This window comes from Endozoicomonas numazuensis (genome assembly GCF_000722635.1).
Lineage (GTDB): Bacteria > Pseudomonadota > Gammaproteobacteria > Pseudomonadales > Endozoicomonadaceae > Endozoicomonas_A > Endozoicomonas_A numazuensis.
On sequence record NZ_JOKH01000001.1, the window covers coordinates 1312448 to 1330147 of the forward strand.

General features: G+C 47.8%; 20 protein-coding genes and 1 pseudogene. 10 read left to right on the plus strand and 11 right to left on the minus strand.

What is annotated here, in order from left to right; all coding sequences use genetic code 11:
- The first annotated feature begins 158 nt into the window (after window positions 1–158).
- Window positions 159–794 (plus strand): hypothetical protein, encoded by a 636-nt coding sequence (locus GZ78_RS05780; RefSeq protein ID WP_034833420.1) that lies wholly within the window; start codon window positions 159–161, stop codon window positions 792–794.
- Between the two features lie 208 nt (window positions 795–1002).
- Here the strand turns inward: GZ78_RS05780 and GZ78_RS05785 are convergent, their stop codons facing one another.
- The 7 genes from GZ78_RS05785 to GZ78_RS05815 all read right to left on the minus strand — a co-directional run bounded on the left by GZ78_RS05785 (window position 1003) and on the right by GZ78_RS05815 (window position 8472).
- Window positions 1003–1764 (minus strand): electron transport complex subunit E, encoded by a 762-nt coding sequence (locus tag GZ78_RS05785; protein ID WP_051785861.1) that lies wholly within the window; start codon window positions 1762–1764, stop codon window positions 1003–1005.
- Window positions 1757–2485: an electron transport complex subunit RsxG gene (rsxG, locus tag GZ78_RS05790; protein WP_081869689.1), complete on the minus strand. Its 729-nt coding sequence runs from the start codon at window positions 2483–2485 to the stop codon at window positions 1757–1759. The genes GZ78_RS05785 and rsxG overlap by 8 nt, the downstream gene beginning before the upstream one ends.
- A gap of 50 nt (window positions 2486–2535) precedes the next feature.
- The gene (gene rsxD, locus GZ78_RS05795) at window positions 2536–3609 is read right to left on the minus strand and encodes an electron transport complex subunit RsxD (protein ID WP_034833422.1); all 1074 of its coding nucleotides are present in this window, start codon (window positions 3607–3609) and stop codon (window positions 2536–2538) included.
- Window positions 3610–3639: 30 nt separating this feature from the next.
- Window positions 3640–6330 (minus strand): electron transport complex subunit RsxC, encoded by a 2691-nt coding sequence (rsxC, locus tag GZ78_RS05800; RefSeq protein ID WP_236631480.1) that lies wholly within the window; start codon window positions 6328–6330, stop codon window positions 3640–3642.
- The gene (rsxB, locus tag GZ78_RS05805) at window positions 6327–6914 is read right to left on the minus strand and encodes an electron transport complex subunit RsxB (RefSeq protein WP_034833423.1); all 588 of its coding nucleotides are present in this window, start codon (window positions 6912–6914) and stop codon (window positions 6327–6329) included. The genes rsxC and rsxB overlap by 4 nt, the downstream gene beginning before the upstream one ends.
- A 19-nt stretch (window positions 6915–6933) precedes the next feature.
- Window positions 6934–7518, minus strand: a complete 585-nt coding sequence (gene rsxA / locus GZ78_RS05810) for an electron transport complex subunit RsxA (protein ID WP_034834307.1) — start codon at window positions 7516–7518, stop codon at window positions 6934–6936.
- Window positions 7519–7890: 372 nt separating this feature from the next.
- Window positions 7891–8472, minus strand: coding sequence for a MarR family winged helix-turn-helix transcriptional regulator (locus GZ78_RS05815; protein ID WP_034833425.1), 582 nt, complete (start codon window positions 8470–8472; stop codon window positions 7891–7893).
- Window positions 8473–9056: 584 nt separating this feature from the next.
- Here GZ78_RS05815 and GZ78_RS05825 point away from each other — a divergent pair.
- Window positions 9057–9590, plus strand: coding sequence for a serine acetyltransferase (locus tag GZ78_RS05825; protein ID WP_034833428.1), 534 nt, complete (start codon window positions 9057–9059; stop codon window positions 9588–9590).
- Window positions 9591–9675: 85 nt separating this feature from the next.
- On the opposite strand, the gene GZ78_RS05830 is transcribed toward GZ78_RS05825, so the two are convergent.
- Complete coding sequence (locus GZ78_RS05830) at window positions 9676–10302, minus strand: glutathione S-transferase (protein ID WP_236631481.1); 627 nt, start codon at window positions 10300–10302, stop codon at window positions 9676–9678.
- A 682-nt stretch (window positions 10303–10984) separates the two neighbouring features.
- Entirely contained in the window at window positions 10985–11272 is a 288-nt protein-coding gene (locus GZ78_RS05840) for a hypothetical protein (RefSeq protein WP_034833431.1), read from the minus strand.
- Between GZ78_RS05840 and GZ78_RS05845 the strand changes: the two genes are divergently transcribed.
- Entirely contained in the window at window positions 11230–11736 is a 507-nt protein-coding gene (locus tag GZ78_RS05845; RefSeq protein ID WP_269078750.1) for an SDR family oxidoreductase, read from the plus strand. The two genes, GZ78_RS05840 and GZ78_RS05845, sit on opposite strands and share 43 nt — an antisense overlap.
- Before the next feature lie 120 nt (window positions 11737–11856).
- On the opposite strand, the gene nhaC is transcribed toward GZ78_RS05845, so the two are convergent.
- A complete protein-coding gene (gene nhaC / locus GZ78_RS05850; RefSeq protein WP_034833433.1) occupies window positions 11857–13287 on the minus strand; it encodes a Na+/H+ antiporter NhaC in 1431 nt (476 codons plus the stop codon).
- A gap of 114 nt (window positions 13288–13401) precedes the next feature.
- On the opposite strand from nhaC, the gene GZ78_RS29320 reads away from it, so the two are divergent.
- The 5 genes from GZ78_RS29320 to GZ78_RS05870 all read left to right on the plus strand — a co-directional run bounded on the left by GZ78_RS29320 (window position 13402) and on the right by GZ78_RS05870 (window position 16033).
- Complete coding sequence (locus GZ78_RS29320) at window positions 13402–13566, plus strand: hypothetical protein (protein WP_161787316.1); 165 nt, start codon at window positions 13402–13404, stop codon at window positions 13564–13566.
- 120 nt (window positions 13567–13686) lie between these two features.
- Window positions 13687–13995: a DUF2288 domain-containing protein gene (locus tag GZ78_RS05855; RefSeq protein ID WP_034833434.1), complete on the plus strand. Its 309-nt coding sequence runs from the start codon at window positions 13687–13689 to the stop codon at window positions 13993–13995.
- 9 nt (window positions 13996–14004) lie between these two features.
- Entirely contained in the window at window positions 14005–14421 is a 417-nt protein-coding gene (gene arfB / locus GZ78_RS05860; protein WP_034833435.1) for an alternative ribosome rescue aminoacyl-tRNA hydrolase ArfB, read from the plus strand.
- Between the two features lie 33 nt (window positions 14422–14454).
- Window positions 14455–14934 (plus strand): Cys-tRNA(Pro) deacylase, encoded by a 480-nt coding sequence (gene ybaK / locus GZ78_RS05865; RefSeq protein ID WP_034833437.1) that lies wholly within the window; start codon window positions 14455–14457, stop codon window positions 14932–14934.
- Window positions 14935–15106: 172 nt separating this feature from the next.
- Entirely contained in the window at window positions 15107–16033 is a 927-nt protein-coding gene (locus tag GZ78_RS05870; RefSeq protein WP_201772658.1) for a Tim44 domain-containing protein, read from the plus strand.
- 135 nt (window positions 16034–16168) lie between these two features.
- Here GZ78_RS05870 and GZ78_RS28145 read toward each other — a convergent pair.
- Window positions 16169–16360 (minus strand): annotated as a pseudogene (locus GZ78_RS28145) (transposase); the annotation flags it as partial.
- A 148-nt stretch (window positions 16361–16508) separates the two neighbouring features.
- Here GZ78_RS28145 and GZ78_RS30610 point away from each other — a divergent pair.
- Window positions 16509–17063 (plus strand): transposase, encoded by a 555-nt coding sequence (locus tag GZ78_RS30610; RefSeq protein ID WP_269078736.1) that lies wholly within the window; start codon window positions 16509–16511, stop codon window positions 17061–17063.
- On the plus strand, window positions 17054–17677 hold the full coding sequence (locus tag GZ78_RS30615; protein ID WP_269078737.1) for a transposase: 624 nt from the start codon (window positions 17054–17056) through the stop codon (window positions 17675–17677). Before GZ78_RS30610 ends, GZ78_RS30615 begins: the two co-directional genes overlap by 10 nt.
- Window positions 17678–17700: the final 23 nt, after the last annotated feature.

The following is a 17700-nucleotide window of genomic DNA, read 5'->3' on the forward strand; positions in this document are numbered from 1 at the left end:
GGGGTGAGAAATATCGATTGCCAGAGCTCTTTCTGAGGAGTGGGCTGGCAAATCGTGACTCAGGTCAAAAAAATATGAGGGCGATTCTAGCATGAAGGCCAGATAGCTCATGAAAGAAGGCAATATTTTCTATATTTAATGAAACTTTTCAGGCATGGATGCATGAATTCAAGATTATTGTTTTTATTCTCATTTTTTTCCTGCAGTTTGCCTTCGCATCCGATTCAGAAAGTATTTTCTCCCGAGGGAAAATCAGCAGTCTGGTAACGAATGCAGCTGAGACATTTACGGGCTATTACTCTGCCAATGATTATTTCTGCGGTTCGGTGAATGTGATGCTGGTGGAAGGCTGGGAAATAACAAGTGTCAAAGTCACCAATGGTTCCATACAAAACCAGTTCCAGTTTAAACAAAGCCGGATTGATCGGAGTATTTTTCGGCCTAATGGCTACAGTACCAATTTACTGCAAATCAGGCAGCTGACCGGATATGTCTCCATGGCTAATATTTACTGGTCTGCCAACCCGATTGACTTCACCCTCTCAATGAAGCACAAAAAGAGTGCTCAAGTACTGCAATTTCGTATCCAGAAAGAGGTATGCAGTCTTTCCCGGGTAGGGTCGGTATTGGTGGAACAGCTAACCAGTGAAAATGTTCGGTGGCTGATCAAAAATTCTGTGTTGGATGATCAGGGCCGGCGAGTAGGTTGGGCCCATAATGCTTTCTTTACTCCGGCTTATGTCATTATTCCTTCACCGAAAAAGTGGCCAGGCTTGGGGAGTATGCCAAATTAATCCTGTGTAATGTGTCTTTTATTTAGCCTAAATAAAAGTTTGCTGAGGAAAATGCTCAGTTCCTGGAGGCAGCTAGTCGGTTCAGACGTTATCGAGAGCGGTGGAGAAGAGGTGCTTTAGAAACGGATTTATGAAGAGTGACAGTATCTGGTTGCTTGCAGACTTATGGGTATGCTCTCCCATAAGTCTGCTTTACTAAATAGCTCGGTTAGCTGATGTTTCCAGTCACACGAACGCGCTTGCTTCCCGCTTCTGATAAAGGTTCCTGAGCTTTTCTGGCATCTTCCTGCCTTTTGTCGATGACATTTTTGATGGCAATCAGAAAGCCCATAAAGACAAAGGCTCCGGGTGGAAGAATGGCGAACAGGAACTGTTTGTAATCTTGAAAAACGACAATCGTCCAGTTTTGAGCAACAGGGCCCAGCAATAGATCCATACCTGAGAACAGGGTTCCCTGGCCGATCAGTTCTCGCAGAGCTCCCAACAGAACCAATATCGCAGCAAAGCCGGCCCCCATCATGAAACCATCGAATGCGGCAGGCACAACAGGCTGCTTGGAAGCGTAGGCGTCTGCGCGTCCAAGTATGATGCAGTTAGTGACAATCAGAGGAATGAAAATACCCAGAATCTTGTAGAGCTCGTAGGTATAGGCCTGCATCAGTAACTCAATACAGGTAGTAAAGGAGGCGATCACCATGACAAAAACAGGCAGACGAATAGCGTCAGTAATCTGATGTCGAATCAAAGAGACAACGATATTGGAGCCCATGACAACCAGCATGGTGGCTATTCCGAGTCCCAGTGCATTTACAACACTGTTCGATACCCCAAGCAGAGGACAAAGACCCAGAAGTTGAACCAACGCCGGGTTGTTGTTCCAGAGCCCGTCCCAGGCAATTTTGGCGGCAGATTGATCAGCGAATAATGATTTTTTCTGCAGCTCTGAATCAGTAGCAACGTCATCAGTCATCTTTCTGCTCCCTTGCCATGGCTTTCATGGCTGTTTCTCCCTGTTTAAAGAGTGCTTCCCTGTGAGAGTCAAAATAGCTCAGGGTTCGATAAACAGATGCCACAACGGCCCTGGGTGTGATAGTGGCTCCCGTAAATTGATCAAACTGGCCGCCATCTCGCTTTACGCCCCAGTCTTCAGGTGCCGGGTCCAGAAGCGATTTACCCCGGAATTGTAAAATCCAGTCAGAAACTTTGGTGTCTATTTTATCACCCAGTCCCGGCGTTTCCTTATGTTGGGTTGCTCTTACACCTGCGAGAGTTCCATCCGTGTAGATGCCAACCAGCAGTTCGATTTTTCCAGCGTAGCCATCCGGTGCAATGGCGGGGAGAATGACCGCAACGGGTTTACCCTCCTTGAACGCTACGTAGCCATACTTTTCGGAAGTTGTTGCCAGCAAATCATTGGCAGGCAGACTGATTCGGGTATCCAGAATACTATTGTCGTGTGTTTCATCCGGAAGAATTTCTTTCAGCGCCCGGGCTTCAAAAGCACGAATCTGGGCATGAATCTTCTCTTCTGTGAAAACAAATGTCAGGGCAATAAGACCTACGGTGAGAATGGCAAACAAACCCAGTGTCAGACTGTTGCGGACTATGCTGCTGGCCAGACCGGAAGAACGCTTCTTTTCTTCAGAAGAAGGCTGCTCTGGCTCATTTTGACTTTCTTTCGCTATGGGCATTCGTCAGTCACTCATTTCGAATTCATTCACTCAGGGGCGTTCTATTTAGCTCAAGGCTGCTTTGGCAGACCCTTGTTAGGTTTTTTATGGCCATAGGTTCTGGGTTGGGTGTAATAATCAATCATGGGTGCAGCCATGTTCATTAGCAGGGTGGCAAAGGCGACACCGTCCGGATATCCACCCCAGGCGCGAATAAGATAGACAAGTATCCCGATGCCAGCACCAAAGATAAGCTTACCTTTGTTACTGGTTGCACTGCTAACCGGGTCGGTAATAATAAAAAAGGCTCCCAGCATGGTGGCACCACTGAATAAGTGGAATAAAGGAGAGCCATGGCTGCCTGATCCGGTTCCACCCCAGAACAAGGTAGACATCACCAGTATTGCTCCCAGCATGCCAACAGGGGCATGCCAGGTGAAGACCTTTTTGTAAATCAGGAAAAGGCCGCCTGCCAGATACGCCATGTTAATCCACAGCCAGCCACGTCCGGCAAAATACTGCAGTGCAGGATCTACTGACCAGAGTTCTTTCATGGTTAATGATGAGTTCTCGCGAACAACATCCAGCGGAGTTGCCATGCTGATGGCGTCAATGTTGATAGGTTGACCCAGCAGGGGAAATATTGTGAAAAGTGCATCGCTGAAACTTTTCACAGCCGTGTGCCCATCAGCACCTGTTTCTGAGCCAAGAGGTGGCAGCCATTGAGTCATTTCCTGGGGGAAGGAAATCAATAACAGTACATATCCCAGCATAGCGGGGTTAAACGGATTGTTACCCAGACCCCCATAGAGCTGTTTGCCAATAATAATCGCAAAAGAAACTCCTACCAGAGTCAGCCACCATGGGGCGAGGGGCGGCAGTGCCAGAGCCAGTAAAACGGCAGTGACAATAGCCGAGCCATCAGATAAATAAAAGCTGATGGGGCGACGTCGTATATTAAGTATCAGGGCTTCAGAGCCCAGGGCAATCAACACGCACCAGGCGAGATTGATCAAAGTCCCCCAGCCAAAGAAAACTGTCTGCATGGCCAAGCCTGGCACTGTGGCCAGGAGAACCAGTTTCATTACCTGCTGCGTGCGGTTAGGGCCGCGAGCATGAGGGGATGTCTGCCTTACCAGAGTCATCGTGAATTCCGACTGTTTATCAAATGAGAATCAACCTGCCTGAGCGGCCAGCGCTTTTTCGGCTTCGGCTGCTTTGGTTTGTGCTTCAATCAGAGCTGCTTCCAGAGCACTGGTATCGCCTTCTGCGTTCTCCAGTGCCCGTTGTGCTTTCTTGACCGCTGCTCTGGCCATGGCGTTCTCGATTTTCAGTTTTTTGAGATCATCGCCGACTTGAATTTTGGCTGGAGACGAAGGTTTAGTCGCTTCAGGCTCTGTCACTGAGACTGATGGTTTACCTTGTTCCAGTTTTTCAAGCTTGCCACGACATTCGTCTACTTTTTCCTGAAGTGATGCGGTGTCATCTGAACCCGATTCCTGAGCTTTGACCCGTTCGCGCTGAGCTTTCTTCAGTGCAGCTTTGGCTATTGCCTGTTCGATCTTGAGTTTTTTATCGTCGGCAGGCTCAGGTTGCTTCGTCTGTTGGGTATCAGCAGAAGATATATCCGGTTTTGCAGATATCAGAGAGTCAACTTTCTTTTGGCTCTCTTCCACTGCCTTTTCCAGTGCAGATGTTTCTGGGCTGCCTTCCTCTCTGGCTTTATTCAAGGCTCGTTCTGCTTTCTTTAAAGCAGCCTTGGCCATTGCCTGCTCTACTTTAAGCTTTTTCTCATCAACGGAAGGTTTGGCAGGTTTTTCTGTGGTGGTGCTAGCTAATGCATTGGCCAATGAGTCTGCTTTCTTACGGCACTCTTCCACCGCTTCCTTCAGTGCTTCAGTTTCTGAACTGCCTTCTTCAAGTGCGGATGCCAAAGCCCGTTCCGCTTTTTTCAATGCTGCTTTCGCCATCGCTGATTCTATTTTCAGTTTTTTGATGGCTTCAGCGTCCTGGGCCGTTTCTGTTTTAGGGGGGGCTGCGGACGCTGTTTCAAATTCTTTCTGTAATTTGGCAACCTGGTTTTCCAGCATGCTGACATCAGCACTTAACTTGTCAGCATCGCCTTCTCCCGATTCCTGAGCCTGACTCAAGGCTCTGCGGGTTTTCTTCAGCTGGGCGTTGGCCAGAGACAGCTGGATTTTAAGCTCTTTCTGATCTGCAGACAGTGCTGCTTTAGTGGACTTGTTACCGGCTGAACCTGCAGCAGCTTTTTTTGCCTTGGCTCTTTCAATAGCCGCTTGAACGGGGTCTATTGTTGTTCCTTTATTACCTGAAGACATTTTACCGGCCGAAGATTCTTTCTCTGCCTTTAGCTTGGCAGCGCGTTCAGCATTCGCCCGGCGCTTGGCTTCTTTTTCAGCTTGCTCTTTTTCCAGGCGGGCTTGTCGGTTTTCGTAACGGACTTTAGAGCGTTCAGCTTTGGCGTGTTTGGCTTCCTGAGTCCGGATTTCACCTTTGGAAGCCCGGTAGTATTGGACCAGTGGAATACTGCTGGGGCAGACGAAGGAGCATGCACCGCATTCAATACAGTCAAACAGATTGTGGTGTTTCAGTTGTTCATGGTTTTCAGACTTTGCATGCCAGTAGAGCTGCTGAGGTAGCAAAGACGACGGACAGACTTCTGCACACATACCGCATCGAATACAGGCTTGGGCAGGCATGGCGGAAGGAAATTCTTCCTGTGTACCTGCTATCAGACAGTTGGTGGTTTTAGTGACGGGGACATCGAGTTCATTCAATGTGAAACCCATCATAGGCCCACCCATAATGAGTGTTGCCAGCTGCTGATCGTTTGCGCCAGCAGAAGACAGCAGGTGTTGCGTAGGGGTGCCTAATAGCACTTCAAGATTACCCGGGCGAGCCAGTGCTTCACCCGTCATGGTTGTGATTCTTGAAATCAGGGGTTTGCCATGTTGAACAGCATCATAAACAGCGACAGTTGTGCCCACGTTTTGAACTGCAATGCCGAGGTCCGAAGGGAGTTTGCCAGAAGGTACTTCGAGCCCTGTGAGTATCTGAATCAGCTGTTTTTCACCACCTGAAGGGTATTTGGTTGGGAAAACAACCACTTTCATCTGATGACTGTGGCTGTTTTGGGCAACGGCTTTCTTAACAGCAGCTATGGCTTCTGGCTTGTTATCTTCAATACCTATCAGGCAGCGTTCGGCATTCAGGAGGTATTGTAAGATTCTGGCACCGGCCACCATACTGTCGGCACGTTCTCTCATGAGCATATCGTCTGCAGTGATATAGGGCTCACACTCGGTGCCATTCAGTATCAAGGTGTGTATTGGGCTTCTTGGAGACAGTTTCACGGCGGTAGGAAAACCTGCACCGCCCATGCCGGCAATACCCGATTGGCGAATATGTTCAATCAGTGTTGAAGGTTCTACAGAGGTGTAATCTCTTATTGGTTTAAGATCGCACCACTGGTCTTTTCCATCAGGGATTATTGTAATGCACTCGTCGTGCATGCCAGAAGGGTGAGGTATCGCTTCAGAACGGATTGCTGCAATGCTACCAGAGGTAGGGGCATGAACAGGCACACTGACGAAACCGGTAGCTCTGGCAATCATCTGTCCTTTTAATACTTGTTGGCCAACAGTGACGACAGGTTCAGCAGGCGAGCCTGCATGTTGCGACAGAGGAAGAATTAATTTCTCTGGCATGGGGGCCGGTTTGATCGGCGTGCCAGTCGATTGATGTTTGTTTTCTTCTGGGTGAACACCACCGGTCAGTGGCCAGACTCGCTGTCTGGATTCAGTGATGTCCTTGAGAGGCAGGTTCATACGATCTGATGCGTTCAAACTGTTTGCCCTCTCATATCAGTGGCGATCAGGCCGGGTGCTTCTTCCTTGGAGGGCAAGGTCCAGCTCCAGGTACGGGTTGTTCTTTCTATGGCAATCATGTCAATACAGTCAACAGGACAGGGTTCAACACAAAGATCACAGCCTGTGCACTCATCTTTCATGACCGTGTGCATCTGTTTGGCAGCGCCGAGAATGGCATCGACCGGGCAAGCCTGAAGACACTTGGTACAGCCGATGCATTCATCTTCACGAATATAAGCGACCATGGGAGGCTTTTCAGCGCCGTGCTCTTCGTCCAGAGGTTCTGGCTCCACGTCCAGTAAATCAGCCAGCTCATTAATGGTTGACTGGCCTCCGGGCGGGCAGCGGTTAATAGACTCTCCGCTGACAATGGCTTCTGCATAAGGACGACAGCCCGGAAAACCACACTGACCACACTGGGTCTGGGGCAATAATTCATTTACCTGATCAATGATAGGGTTGCCCTCGACCTTAAAGCGGACGCTGGCAAAGCCCAGTATTGCACCAAAGGCCAGGGCCAGTATCAGCAGGGCAACAATGGCGAAGAAGACGATTTCCATAATCCTTATCAGGTCTCCCTTACAGTTTGATCAGACCGGTGAAGCCCATAAAGGCCAGTGACATCAGGCCAGCACTGATCATGCCGATGGCAGCTCCTCTGAAAGGAGTAGGAACATCGGCAGCAGCAATGCGTTCACGCATGGCAGAAAATAAAACAAGTACCAGTGAGAAACCGGCAGCAGCCCCAAAACCATAGGTGGCAGAATCGACCAGAGAGCTGTTCAGTCGGTTGCTGTTCAAGAGAGCAACACCCAACACAGCACAATTACTGGTAATCAGCGGAAGGAATACGCCGAGGACTCGGTGGAGCAGGGGGCTGACTTTCCTGACCACCATTTCGGTAAACTGAACCACAACTGCGATAACAAGAATGAAGGCAATTGTTTTCAGGAACTCCAGGCCCAGTGGAATGAGCAGGTACTGGTAGGTCAGGTAACTGCATATAGAAGCAAGAGTGAGTACAAACGTGGTAGCCAGAGACATTCCCATGGCCGACTCCAGTTTGTTGGAGACACCCATAAACGGACAGAGGCCCAGAAACTGTACCAGTACAAAGTTGTTGACCAGGATGGCACTGATCATGATCAGTACCAGTTCGCTCATCTGTTCCATTTTGACTCTACCGAGAGTGTGTTCGAGGGCAGGCTGACCGTTGAATGCCCTGTTCAATGATCAGCAGTGTCAATACCCGAATATGACCGTCAAGTATATATGCCAGAAAAACACAGTTAAATGGCCTTTAAAGATCTAAAAGGAATAAATATAAAACTGCTCATGCGCTTACTTGAGCTACGAAAACCAGCCTAGAGAAACAGGGTGGACTTTTCTGGCCACATTTATTGCGAAAAACGGCGGGATTATAGCGGGATTGGAACGCTGATGCATTGTGGAAATCCATAGCTCGAATATAGAAGCTATTGCAATCAGGTCGTCAGAGAAGAAAGGGGACAGTGTGGAAAAACTATCCCGGCTAATTCAGGCGTTGTTACTTTCGTTATTGAGGCGGGACAGTAGATCCTGCCCATTACCCAGCAATGAAGAAATCAGGTTTCGCAAGTCATCTAATTCCAGGGATGAAAGGCGTCCAAATACTTGCTCATTGTATTGCTCCAGTTCCAGCAGGGTTGCATCGATCTTGCATTTCCCACTCCTTGTCAGGCGGAGCAGAACGCTTCTGCGGTCTTTGGGATTGGTGGCTTTCAGTATGTAGCCGGCTTCAACCAGCTTGTTAACTTCTACAGTGATGAAGGCACCAGAGACATTCAGCATGGAGGCTACATCTCTGACGTTGACGCCTCTGGTATTATTGGGTTCAGCCAGTGCCAGAAGAATATTCAGCTGTGGAGTACTCAGCCCGACTTTTTCAGCCATAATTTTTTTGATTGAAGTGACTGTCGAGGAGAGCTGGTCAAGATTTCGCAGCAGATTCTGATATTGGCAGGGGCGTGTATCTGCCAATTCCGGGGATGCCGGTGGCATGTCGGAGAAAGGAGATTCTGAGATCAGCGCGGCGCCAAAAGGTGCCTTGCCTGCTATAAAAGGGTTGAATTTTGCCATAACAACCTGACTGTCTTTTCATCGTTATTTTTAATATGAAAATTCCAGAGGCCTTCGCCAGGAGGCTGTCGGACTTAAGGCTGATTCGGGCTGAAATCCAGAGCTGTTTAAGGCTGAAGCCTAACGCTACTGAATGTCATGCTCGAAAGCTTACGTCCAAAAGGTTCCTGGTCTGGCAGGCTTCTGGAGTGCCGCAGGCAAAGAAAGAACATTCCTTTCGCTCATGGCTGCCTATTGAAGATGCCTTACGGATTTTAAAAGAATGTGAACAGGCTATCGTTCTGGTGAACTTAATGCTTAAGTCCTATTCTCGATCAGATTCGTGAGTCCGGCATTCGTTCATGGCTAATCGACTGAGGATAACAATGATAGGCTGGATTGACTATGTGTGCAGGGGAAAAAGGCACTGAAAGTGCCCATAATTGAGCAATAAAATGGTGCGTGTGCACTTTAGTGGTGAGATTTGGCTGTTTTTGATGATTTAAATGCCAAAGTAGACACTTCTCATTTTGTACTAAAAGTATTAAGTTAGCGATCCGCGACTCTATCAGCTACTGGCTGGCAATCCCCTCTCAGGATCCAAGATGTACACTCTGAAAGACTATTTTCAAGCTGAGATTATCAAGAAGCCAAACAAGAAATTTTCTTGGCTCACTGTCGTTAGAAGAGCCCTGCGCAGCAGAAGATATAACTTTCTGTTTTGGTTTCGTATTGCCGACAAACTATATAACAGTGATAGCAGTTTCAAAAAATCCATAGCTCGGAAAATTAATAAACGACTAATGAACCGGTATTCAGTAGAAATAATGCTGGGAGCTAAAATAGATTTGGGCTTAAGTGTAGGTCATGCCTGTGGCGTTGTGGTTACCAGTAATGTTCGAATAGGGAAGAATTTTACGATTTTACAGAATTCTACTGTGGGGTCGGATGGGAAGTGTGATGAACCGATTATCATTGGAAATAATGTTTCCATAGGCGCTAATTCATGCATTATTGGAACAGGTATTACTATTGGAGACAATGTCAAACTAGGGGCTATGAGCTTTGTGAACAAGGATATACCCAGCAACTCCACTTATATTACAAAAAAGCAGAATGTCATTATTCCTTGTGATTGAGAGTAGTGCCTGAAGCTTCTTTTAATCAATTGTTGTTGTCTCACAAGCTGGTACAGGTTAACTCTGCCAATGTTGTCGGGTTTATTTATTCCCATAGGGGGTGTTTGGCCATAATCTGTAAAAACAGCTCAGATTCAATAAAACTTGTCAGCCATTTTTGAACGCCCTTGTAAGAGGTTGAATAGAACCAGTCTCGGTCTACATGGGCGAATTGTCGTATAAAGGGGACAATAGCCATATCTGCCAGAGTCACTTTTTGCCCCATTAAATAGTTCTGATGGCTGAGCTTGCTATTCAGCAACTCAATGAATAGCTCTCCCTGGCTACGATAATATTCCATGGGATGCTCAGGGTGTCGATCCGCGTATTTATAACGATCCAGCTGCGGCTTGAAATCAAAATCACTTTTTTGGATCAACGCCATGATTTCAGTTTTGTCAGCTGAGTTCTCAGGTACCCAGTGCTGAGGATCATTGACAGCAAGAGCCCAGAGCATGATGTCCAGGCTTTCATCAATGACCTTGCCTTCAGGAAGTATCAGAACAGGAACGGTGCCTTTTGGAGAGGCTGAAAGCATGGACTGAGGCTTGTTTCTCAGGATTATCTCTCGGTGCTCGAGAGAAATCTCAGCATATGTCAGAGCCAGTCTTGCACGCATGGCGTAAGGGCATCGACGAAAAGAGTAAAGAATAGGCTGATTGTTGTCGTTCACTGAGGTTCTCTGTTGTGAGAGTGCTGAAAGTGATCTGCAGCACTCATCTTTCCTGATGCTTATGGCTGTTTCAGGGATTTTGCACGAACCTGTTCAGGTTGGCCAGCTTCTGTGCTCATGGTCGATGACGAAATGATGGCTGTGTTCGACCGGTAGCTGCTTCAGATCCGGTGCGCGTGAGTGTGCGTCAGCACCTCAGGGTCAGGGTTTGGGTAAGTCAGGCTGGCATATATGATACCTGCGATGACGATCGTTGCCATGAGCAGGTAGGAAGCGGATAAGCCTAAGGTTGTACTGCTCCAGCCTGCCAGCAGGTAAGTTAAAAGCCAGCAGATGTGGGACAAGGAAAAATTAGCCGCAAAGTAAGCAGCCTCCTAGGCAGGCAGGAGCGGTTCACCAGGGCTCTGGCAGGTGTCTGAATAAACGACAATTCCATACCCATCATCAAGCAGGTCAGCAGGAATAAAGGCCAACTCGGTTCTGTTGATCCGGTGATGAGAGCCAGAGCGATGAAACCGCCCCCTGCAAGTATGGCTGATCGGGCAGGCATTTTTTTCAGCCAACCGGGAAGCTTCAGAGCAATCAGCATTGAACCTAAACCTGCAACCGACATGGCCAAAGTTGTTTCCTGCTCACCGCCTTTCAGGCTCTCTTTAACATATACCCATCGCCTTTCAAGATGCTACGTTGTTGCCAGCGTTCGCTCACCCTGATCACCTACTACTTGTAAGCTCACAGGGCTTCGCTCACTTGTCGCCTGGTAGCATCTTGAAATCCAATGGGTATAGACAGCCGTGTTAACGATCAGCATGGCACTGCCACTGGCTACGGCAAAATAAGCGCCCCATAAAGCTCTGAGTCTGGGGGGTTTCAGGTAGGAACTGAGGCCAAAGTGAAGATTATTAATTATTCCTTTCTGTCGTTTGGATTCCAGATCATAAGCCATTCGACTCCAGGAAAGGGCTTTCATGTAGTCATCCCGATCAGCAAGATCCTGCCGAGTGGGGCCGAATGATCAGCGTTAATATTAATGGTGTGCTCAACGGTCTTGGAGAGTTTATTGGCAAAATGAAAAAGCGTAAGGGCGGAACTGTTATTAACCTGAGCTCCATTGCCGGTGTTAAGGGCTTTCCAAATCATATGGCTTATTGTGGCACTAAATTTGCCGTACATGGTGTGTCTGAAACCTTGCGTGAAGAAGTGGCCGATGACAACGTGAGAGTGATTACTGTTGCGCCCGGTGTTGTGGGAACTGAACTGTTGAGCCACACTGCGTCAAATGACATCAAGGATGGGTATGAATCCTGGAAAGACCGAATGGGTGGGGTGATTCATCCTGAAGATATTGCCAGTTGTGTGAGCTTTGCTTACAACCAACCACAGAATGTCTGTGTGCGTGAGATCGTTGTCTCTGCTACTCGTCAACAGCCTTAAAGCTTTCAGGGCAGGTCGGTACATAGTCCTGCCCTTTTTATTTATTATGAAAAGACAGCTCTCAGCCTTTGCAGCAATTGTGAGGTTTTGGGATAAGCTGCCTCTTCCGTTTATGGCTGTTTATACTTCTGTTTCCAGTTGATTGTTGTTTTCTACAAAGTCACTGTTCGAGACTTCTTCGGCTTGCCCGTTCCTGGGCGATAGGTAAGACACGAGAATGGCTACCACGATGCATGAATATGACAACCACATGTAGGGGAGGTACTCGATTGTTGATACCCCTAAAATACCTGCCATAAAAATACCATTATCACTCCAGGGCACCATACCTGAGGTCAAGGTACCACCGAATTCACTGTTACGAGACAGTAAATGTCTGTCTGCTTTCATTCGGTCATAAGTTTTTGCCAGCAGTCTCGGAGTGAGGATCAAAGATACATACATGGCACTGCCCAGAAGGTTGCCCATAAAGGCGGTGACAATAGTGAATCCAGTCAGGCTGGTTTCGCTCTTGATTTTCTTTTCCATCCTTTGGGCAATGGCAGAAATAATGCCGACTTTGTCCAGTAAACCACCAAAACCCAGACCGAAAATGATGACAGCCAAAGAGCCAAGCATGTTATACATACCGCCACTGCTCAATAGTTGGTCCAGCATGCTGATGCCGGTGTCGGGAGAGGTCAGAATCCAGGCACTTCTCAGTGACAGTATGGGATCTTGTCCCTGAAATACAAAAGCCCAAACTGAGCCAAGAAAGGCACCAAAAGAGATAACTGGAAACGCCGGTTTATTCCTGGCCAATAGTGTAATCACAATGACAGGAGGGATCAGAGAGACCCAGGAAATATGAAAGTGAGAGTCCAGCGCCTGGGTAATCTGATCAATCTGATTCAGGTCTATGCTTTGCCCATATTGAAGTCCAGTCATGCCAAACAGAACGATCGTGATCAGATAACTGGTTACACTGATGGGTAGCATTCTCTTGATGTGGGAGGGAACCTTAACTCCCGACATACTGGAAGCAAGAATGACACTGTCGGATAAAGGGGATAATTTGTCACCAAAATAGACGCCTGACAGAACAGCGCCTGCGATTACCGGGGCGGGTATTCCCATCCCCTGACCAATTCCCATCATGGCTATACCTGCAGTACCTGCTGCGCCCCATGAAGTACCTGTAGCCAGAGCGGTAATAGAGCAGATTAATACGGTTGTCGGTAAGAACAATAATGGACTGATACTGTTAAGGCCAAAGTAAATGATGGAGGGAACAACGCCGCCTGATACCCACGTACCCGTTAAGACCCCAACAGACAACAGAATAAGGATGGCCGACATGCCGTCGTGAATGCCTTTGGATGCAGCTTTTTCCAGTTCATCATAGGCATGACCCAGATAAAGACCCAGGGTTATAACCAGGAACCAGCCAGAGAAAAGAGCAAGCTGGACGGGTAGTCCAAAGCTGATGGTAAAGGAAGAAGCCAGGCAAAGAAACGTACCCAGCACCAGGCTGATCTGGAGAAGCGATGGAAGTCTTGTTGTATGAGTCATAGGCTCTCCATAGATAGGGTTGAAAATTAAAAGTTGTGCTTTTTTATCAGATACTTAGGTATTCTGGCCTGCATGGAAATTTAGACCGCAGGAAAAAATAAAGGTGCCCTTATTTTGGAAGAAAAAGATAAATGGCAGGTTCCCGGAGTATTCAGACAGGTCGTGTCGATGCGAGGCTATACAGCGAAGGAACATAAACTGCTGGAACACCGTCATGGACGCCCTAAAAAGCGTCTTTTGGAAGAACTGAGCCCAAAACTATTTGTGAACACTTCCTAGTAATAGGTATAAAAGCAGGTTTTTTCCAGCCAAAATGATCATCAAGCAGGGCTGACTGGTTGAAAAAACCATGAATGTGGTAGGCTCTGCCTTTATTCCCGTTTATCTGACAGGTTGTTAATGAGTGACTCTGTAGACCCCAATGAGCTGAACAAAGCCAAACTCAATCTGGAAACCGCCAAAATTGCTTGGGATGACCTTCAGCGTTATTTTGCGTCAGGCCATCTTCTGGCAGTGGCTCCGGGTCTTGACATTGTAACTGTGGCTCACAGTATCTCTATTGATGATAAAGCTGTGGTGGAAGGCTGGTTGAATGAAAAGAAGCTGGGCCCCGTCAGTGATGATCAGGCAAGAAACTGGCATGACCAAAAAGCGGATTTATGGGCTGTCGTCGTGCGTCCATGGGTGCTGGTTCAGGACAGGAACTGAGCACAGTCCATGCTGAAGATTTCCAATACCGTTACGATCCCTGTCGATGAGATAGAGCTCAGTTTTATCCGTGCTCAGGGGGCAGGGGGACAGAACGTTAATAAAGTCTCCTCGGCCGTTCATTTAAGGTTTGATATCAAAGCATCATCCTTGCCTGATTTTTATAAAGAAAGGCTGCTGGCTTTCAGTGACCAGAGGATTACTTCTGATGGGGTCATTGTTATCAAGGCGCAGTCATTCAGAACTCAGGAAAAGAATCGTGAAGATGCTCTGAGTCGGCTGCTGGGGTTAATTCAAAAGGCGACGGTGGTTTCTAAAAAAAGAAAAGCAACCAAGCCTACCCGGTCCTCACAGAGAAAGCGCATGGATCGGAAAAATCAGCGGGGTAAGACCAAAGTGCTGAGAGGTCAGGTAAAAGGCTGGTGATAATGCGTTGATTTCAGAGAGTAGAAGTAAGTTATGACACCCGCTATTAATGCTGCCAAACGAGCCAGAGTTCAGTATTCAGTCCATCAATATGAACATAATCCAAACTGTGATTCCTACGGTGCAGAAGCCGCAGAGAAAATGGGACAAGACCCCTTACAGGTATTCAAAACCTTGATCGTATCCCTGGATTCAGGGAAGTTTGCGGTAGGTATTGTACCTGTTGCCTCACAGCTGGATCTTAAAGGAATGGCTGTAGCCTGCGGTGCCAAAAAGGTGATGATGGCTGACCAGGGCGATGCTGCACGTATAACAGGCTACCTTCCTGGTGGCATTAGTCCACTGGGTCAGAAAAAACGGCTACTGACTGTTTTGGATAAAAGCGCGGAATCCTTTGATACTATTTATGTCAGTGCGGGAAGAAGAGGTTTGGAAATAGAGCTTAAACCTTCCGACCTTCTGGAATTGACAGCCGGCCAATGGGGAGCAATTGCGAAAAGTTACAGCGGTTGAGCTTTATCCGTCATCCCTCTTTCTGTTCTGTATCTACCACACGGTCGTTTATGATCACTGGTGAGATATTTCGTTGATTTATGTAATTTTTTCATGGAATGGCTTGCAAAAAATCTGGCTGATCATAGGATGGCTGATTCATAGGTGTTGGATACAAGAGACTTTCTGATTGATGATAAAACGATTTGCTTCTTTTATGGCCATTCTCATGGCGTTCAGTTTTGTCCTAAATGTGCCGGTGGCAGATGCCAAGAAGTTTGGCGGAGGCAAGAGTTTTGGTCGCTCCCAAAGTACAGCCTCAGCACCTAAACAGCCTGCAGCTTCGCCTCAGCAAGGTAGCAAGCAAACAGCTGCTCAAAGCTCCCGTAAAGGTATGTTGGGAGGGTTGTTGGGCGGCCTGCTGGCAGGAGGTCTGATTGCCGCTTTGTTTGGAGGTGCGTTCAGTGGTCTCCAGATCATGGATATTCTGATTCTTGCCCTGTTGGCTTTCGTACTTTTCAAAGTATTCCGCAGTATGAATCGAGCCAAAGCTATGGCCGCAGGTCATGGTGGTCATCATGCTCATTATACCCCTGAGCAACCAGGGCAGAGTCAGCAACCTCCTTCACTGGGTGGCTTGTTTGGCCAGAATAAAGAGCAACAAGATGTCATTGGAGAGACTACTCAACCTTCAGGGTTTGGCTCAGCCCAGCCTCAAGCGGGTTTTGGAGCCAGTGATGTACCCATGAATCTGCCCGATGGTTTCAATCTGAGCGAGTTCATGAATGGTGCCAGAGATCATTACCGTACGCTTCAGGAAGCCTGGAACAAGAATGATCTGGAAACCATTCGCGAGTATCTGGATCCTGAACTGTTTCTGCAGTTAAAAGCGGAAAGAGCCACCCTGACGGCTGAGCAGCATACAGAAGTGATGTTTGTAGACGCTGAGCTGGGCAGGGCTGATTACAATGCCAGTGTGGCAGAAATCAGTGTGCGTTTTACGGGTAAATATCGCGATACCGTTGAAGGTGTGGAAGAAGATATCAAGGATATCTGGCACCTGCAGCGCAATCTGGTAGAACCTGATGCGCCTTGGCTGATTGTAGGCATCGAAGAGTAAAAGGTGTAAAGGGAAAGGGGCTCTGCCTTTCCCTGATTTTACAGATTTTTAGCAAAATCGTCGTAAACCCTAGCCCAATCGGGCGGGGATATAAGACGGGAACGCGCAGAGCGTTCCGCCTGCAAGTTGGTTCAATCATTCGGGTGTACTCTGACTGTTCACGTACTCTTTCAATGTCTCAATAGTTGCACCTCCAGCGCTACAGGCAAAATAAGATCGTGACCACAACCTTCCAGATTTGCTCTGCGTCATAAGGTGTGTATTCAGCATTCTTAACCGTCTGGACGATACTGATTTCAAGTTATTCACCATGACACTGATCGCCAGCCCAGATGAACCACTAATTTCGTAACACTATGCCGTCTGCGAAGGTAGTCATGTAGTAAATCCTTATCGTGTACACTCACTTGAAATAACCCGTAATAAGTATATTATTTCAAGCATTTTAGTAATGAACGCTCACTTGTAAATAGCTATGCTGAAAGCCACCAAAGTACGCATCTACCCGACACCGAAACAGGCGGATTTTCTCAATCGCCAGTTCGGTTCTGTGCGCTTTGTGTGGAACAAGGCATTGGCTATCAAGACCCATTACTACAGGGTACAGGAACAGAACCTCTCCCCGAAAAAAGACCTGAAGCCATTGCTGGCGACTGCCAAGAAAAGCCGCAAGTACTCATGGCTGAAAGAGACTGATTCGATTGCACTGCAACAGTCCATTATCAATCTGGACAAGGCTTTCCAGAACTTCTTTAACCCTAAACTGCAAGCCCGGTTTCCCCGATTCAAGTCAAAGCATGGTAAGCAAAGTAGCTACCACTGCACCTCCGTTTCCGTGGGCAATGACTGGATCAAGGTACCTAAATGCCAACCCATCAAGGCCAGAGTTCACCGGGAGATAGCCGGGAAGGTTAAGTCTATCACCTTGACCAGAACGGCCAGCGACAAGTATTACGCTTCCATTCTTGCCGAAGATGGCCAGAAAGTAAACCGGTTGCTGCCCTGCAAGCCAGCAAGGTTGTGGGCATAGATGCCGGTTTGACCGATATCGCCATTACCAGCAATGGGCTGAAGACCAGTAATCCACGATTCCTGAAGAACGCCCAGAGAAACCTGAAGCGCAAGCAGAAAGTGCTGTCCCGTTGCAAGAAAGGCTCCAAAGGCAGAGCCAAGGCCAGACTGCTTGTTGCAAAGGCGCATGAGCGTGTCGCCTTTGCCCGTAATGACTTCCAGCACAAACTGTCCAGACAACTCGTTGACGAAAACCAAGCGGTGGTTGTGGAGACGCTGAAGGTCAAGAACATGCTCAAGAACCATTGCCTTGCCCGATCCATTGCCGACGCAGGCTGGCATTCCTTCGTCATCAAGCTCGACTATAAAGCGAAACAGGCCGGTAAACATCTAGTGAAAATTGACCAGTGGTTTGCCTCGTCAAAAACCTGTTCCTGCTGTGATCGAAAGCAAGAGGAAATGCCGCTCAATGTGCGGTCATGGACGTGTGATTGTGGAGCTGTCCATGATCGGGACATTAACGCCGCCATCAACATAAAGCGGCAAGGCATTTTGAAGTTAAAGGCGGAAGGGCTGTCCGTCTCTGCTGATGGAGGCCAGCGTAAGTCCGGCACACTGCCGGTTGCTGCCTGAGAAGTCAGAAGCCTTGCTCGATA

What these genes read in the sequence shown, in the direction of transcription:
- GZ78_RS05780 (WP_034833420.1), top strand. Translation starts at nt 159, where the DNA reads ATGCATGAATTCAAGATTATTGTTTTTATTCTCATTTTTTTCCTGCAG.
- GZ78_RS05785 (WP_051785861.1), bottom strand. Translation starts at nt 1,764, where the DNA reads ATGACTGATGACGTTGCTACTGATTCAGAGCTGCAGAAAAAATCATTA.
- rsxG (WP_081869689.1), bottom strand. Translation starts at nt 2,485, where the DNA reads ATGCCCATAGCGAAAGAAAGTCAAAATGAGCCAGAGCAGCCTTCTTCT.
- rsxD (WP_034833422.1), bottom strand. Translation starts at nt 3,609, where the DNA reads ATGACTCTGGTAAGGCAGACATCCCCTCATGCTCGCGGCCCTAACCGC.
- rsxB (WP_034833423.1), bottom strand. Translation starts at nt 6,914, where the DNA reads ATGGAAATCGTCTTCTTCGCCATTGTTGCCCTGCTGATACTGGCCCTG.
- rsxA (WP_034834307.1), bottom strand. Translation starts at nt 7,518, where the DNA reads ATGAGCGAACTGGTACTGATCATGATCAGTGCCATCCTGGTCAACAAC.
- GZ78_RS05815 (WP_034833425.1), bottom strand. Translation starts at nt 8,472, where the DNA reads ATGGCAAAATTCAACCCTTTTATAGCAGGCAAGGCACCTTTTGGCGCC.
- GZ78_RS05825 (WP_034833428.1), top strand. Translation starts at nt 9,057, where the DNA reads ATGTACACTCTGAAAGACTATTTTCAAGCTGAGATTATCAAGAAGCCA.
- GZ78_RS05840 (WP_034833431.1), bottom strand. Translation starts at nt 11,272, where the DNA reads ATGAAAGCCCTTTCCTGGAGTCGAATGGCTTATGATCTGGAATCCAAA.
- nhaC (WP_034833433.1), bottom strand. Translation starts at nt 13,287, where the DNA reads ATGACTCATACAACAAGACTTCCATCGCTTCTCCAGATCAGCCTGGTG.
- GZ78_RS05855 (WP_034833434.1), top strand. Translation starts at nt 13,687, where the DNA reads ATGAGTGACTCTGTAGACCCCAATGAGCTGAACAAAGCCAAACTCAAT.
- arfB (WP_034833435.1), top strand. Translation starts at nt 14,005, where the DNA reads ATGCTGAAGATTTCCAATACCGTTACGATCCCTGTCGATGAGATAGAG.
- ybaK (WP_034833437.1), top strand. Translation starts at nt 14,455, where the DNA reads ATGACACCCGCTATTAATGCTGCCAAACGAGCCAGAGTTCAGTATTCA.
- GZ78_RS05870 (WP_201772658.1), top strand. Translation starts at nt 15,107, where the DNA reads ATGATAAAACGATTTGCTTCTTTTATGGCCATTCTCATGGCGTTCAGT.
- GZ78_RS30610 (WP_269078736.1), top strand. Translation starts at nt 16,509, where the DNA reads ATGCTGAAAGCCACCAAAGTACGCATCTACCCGACACCGAAACAGGCG.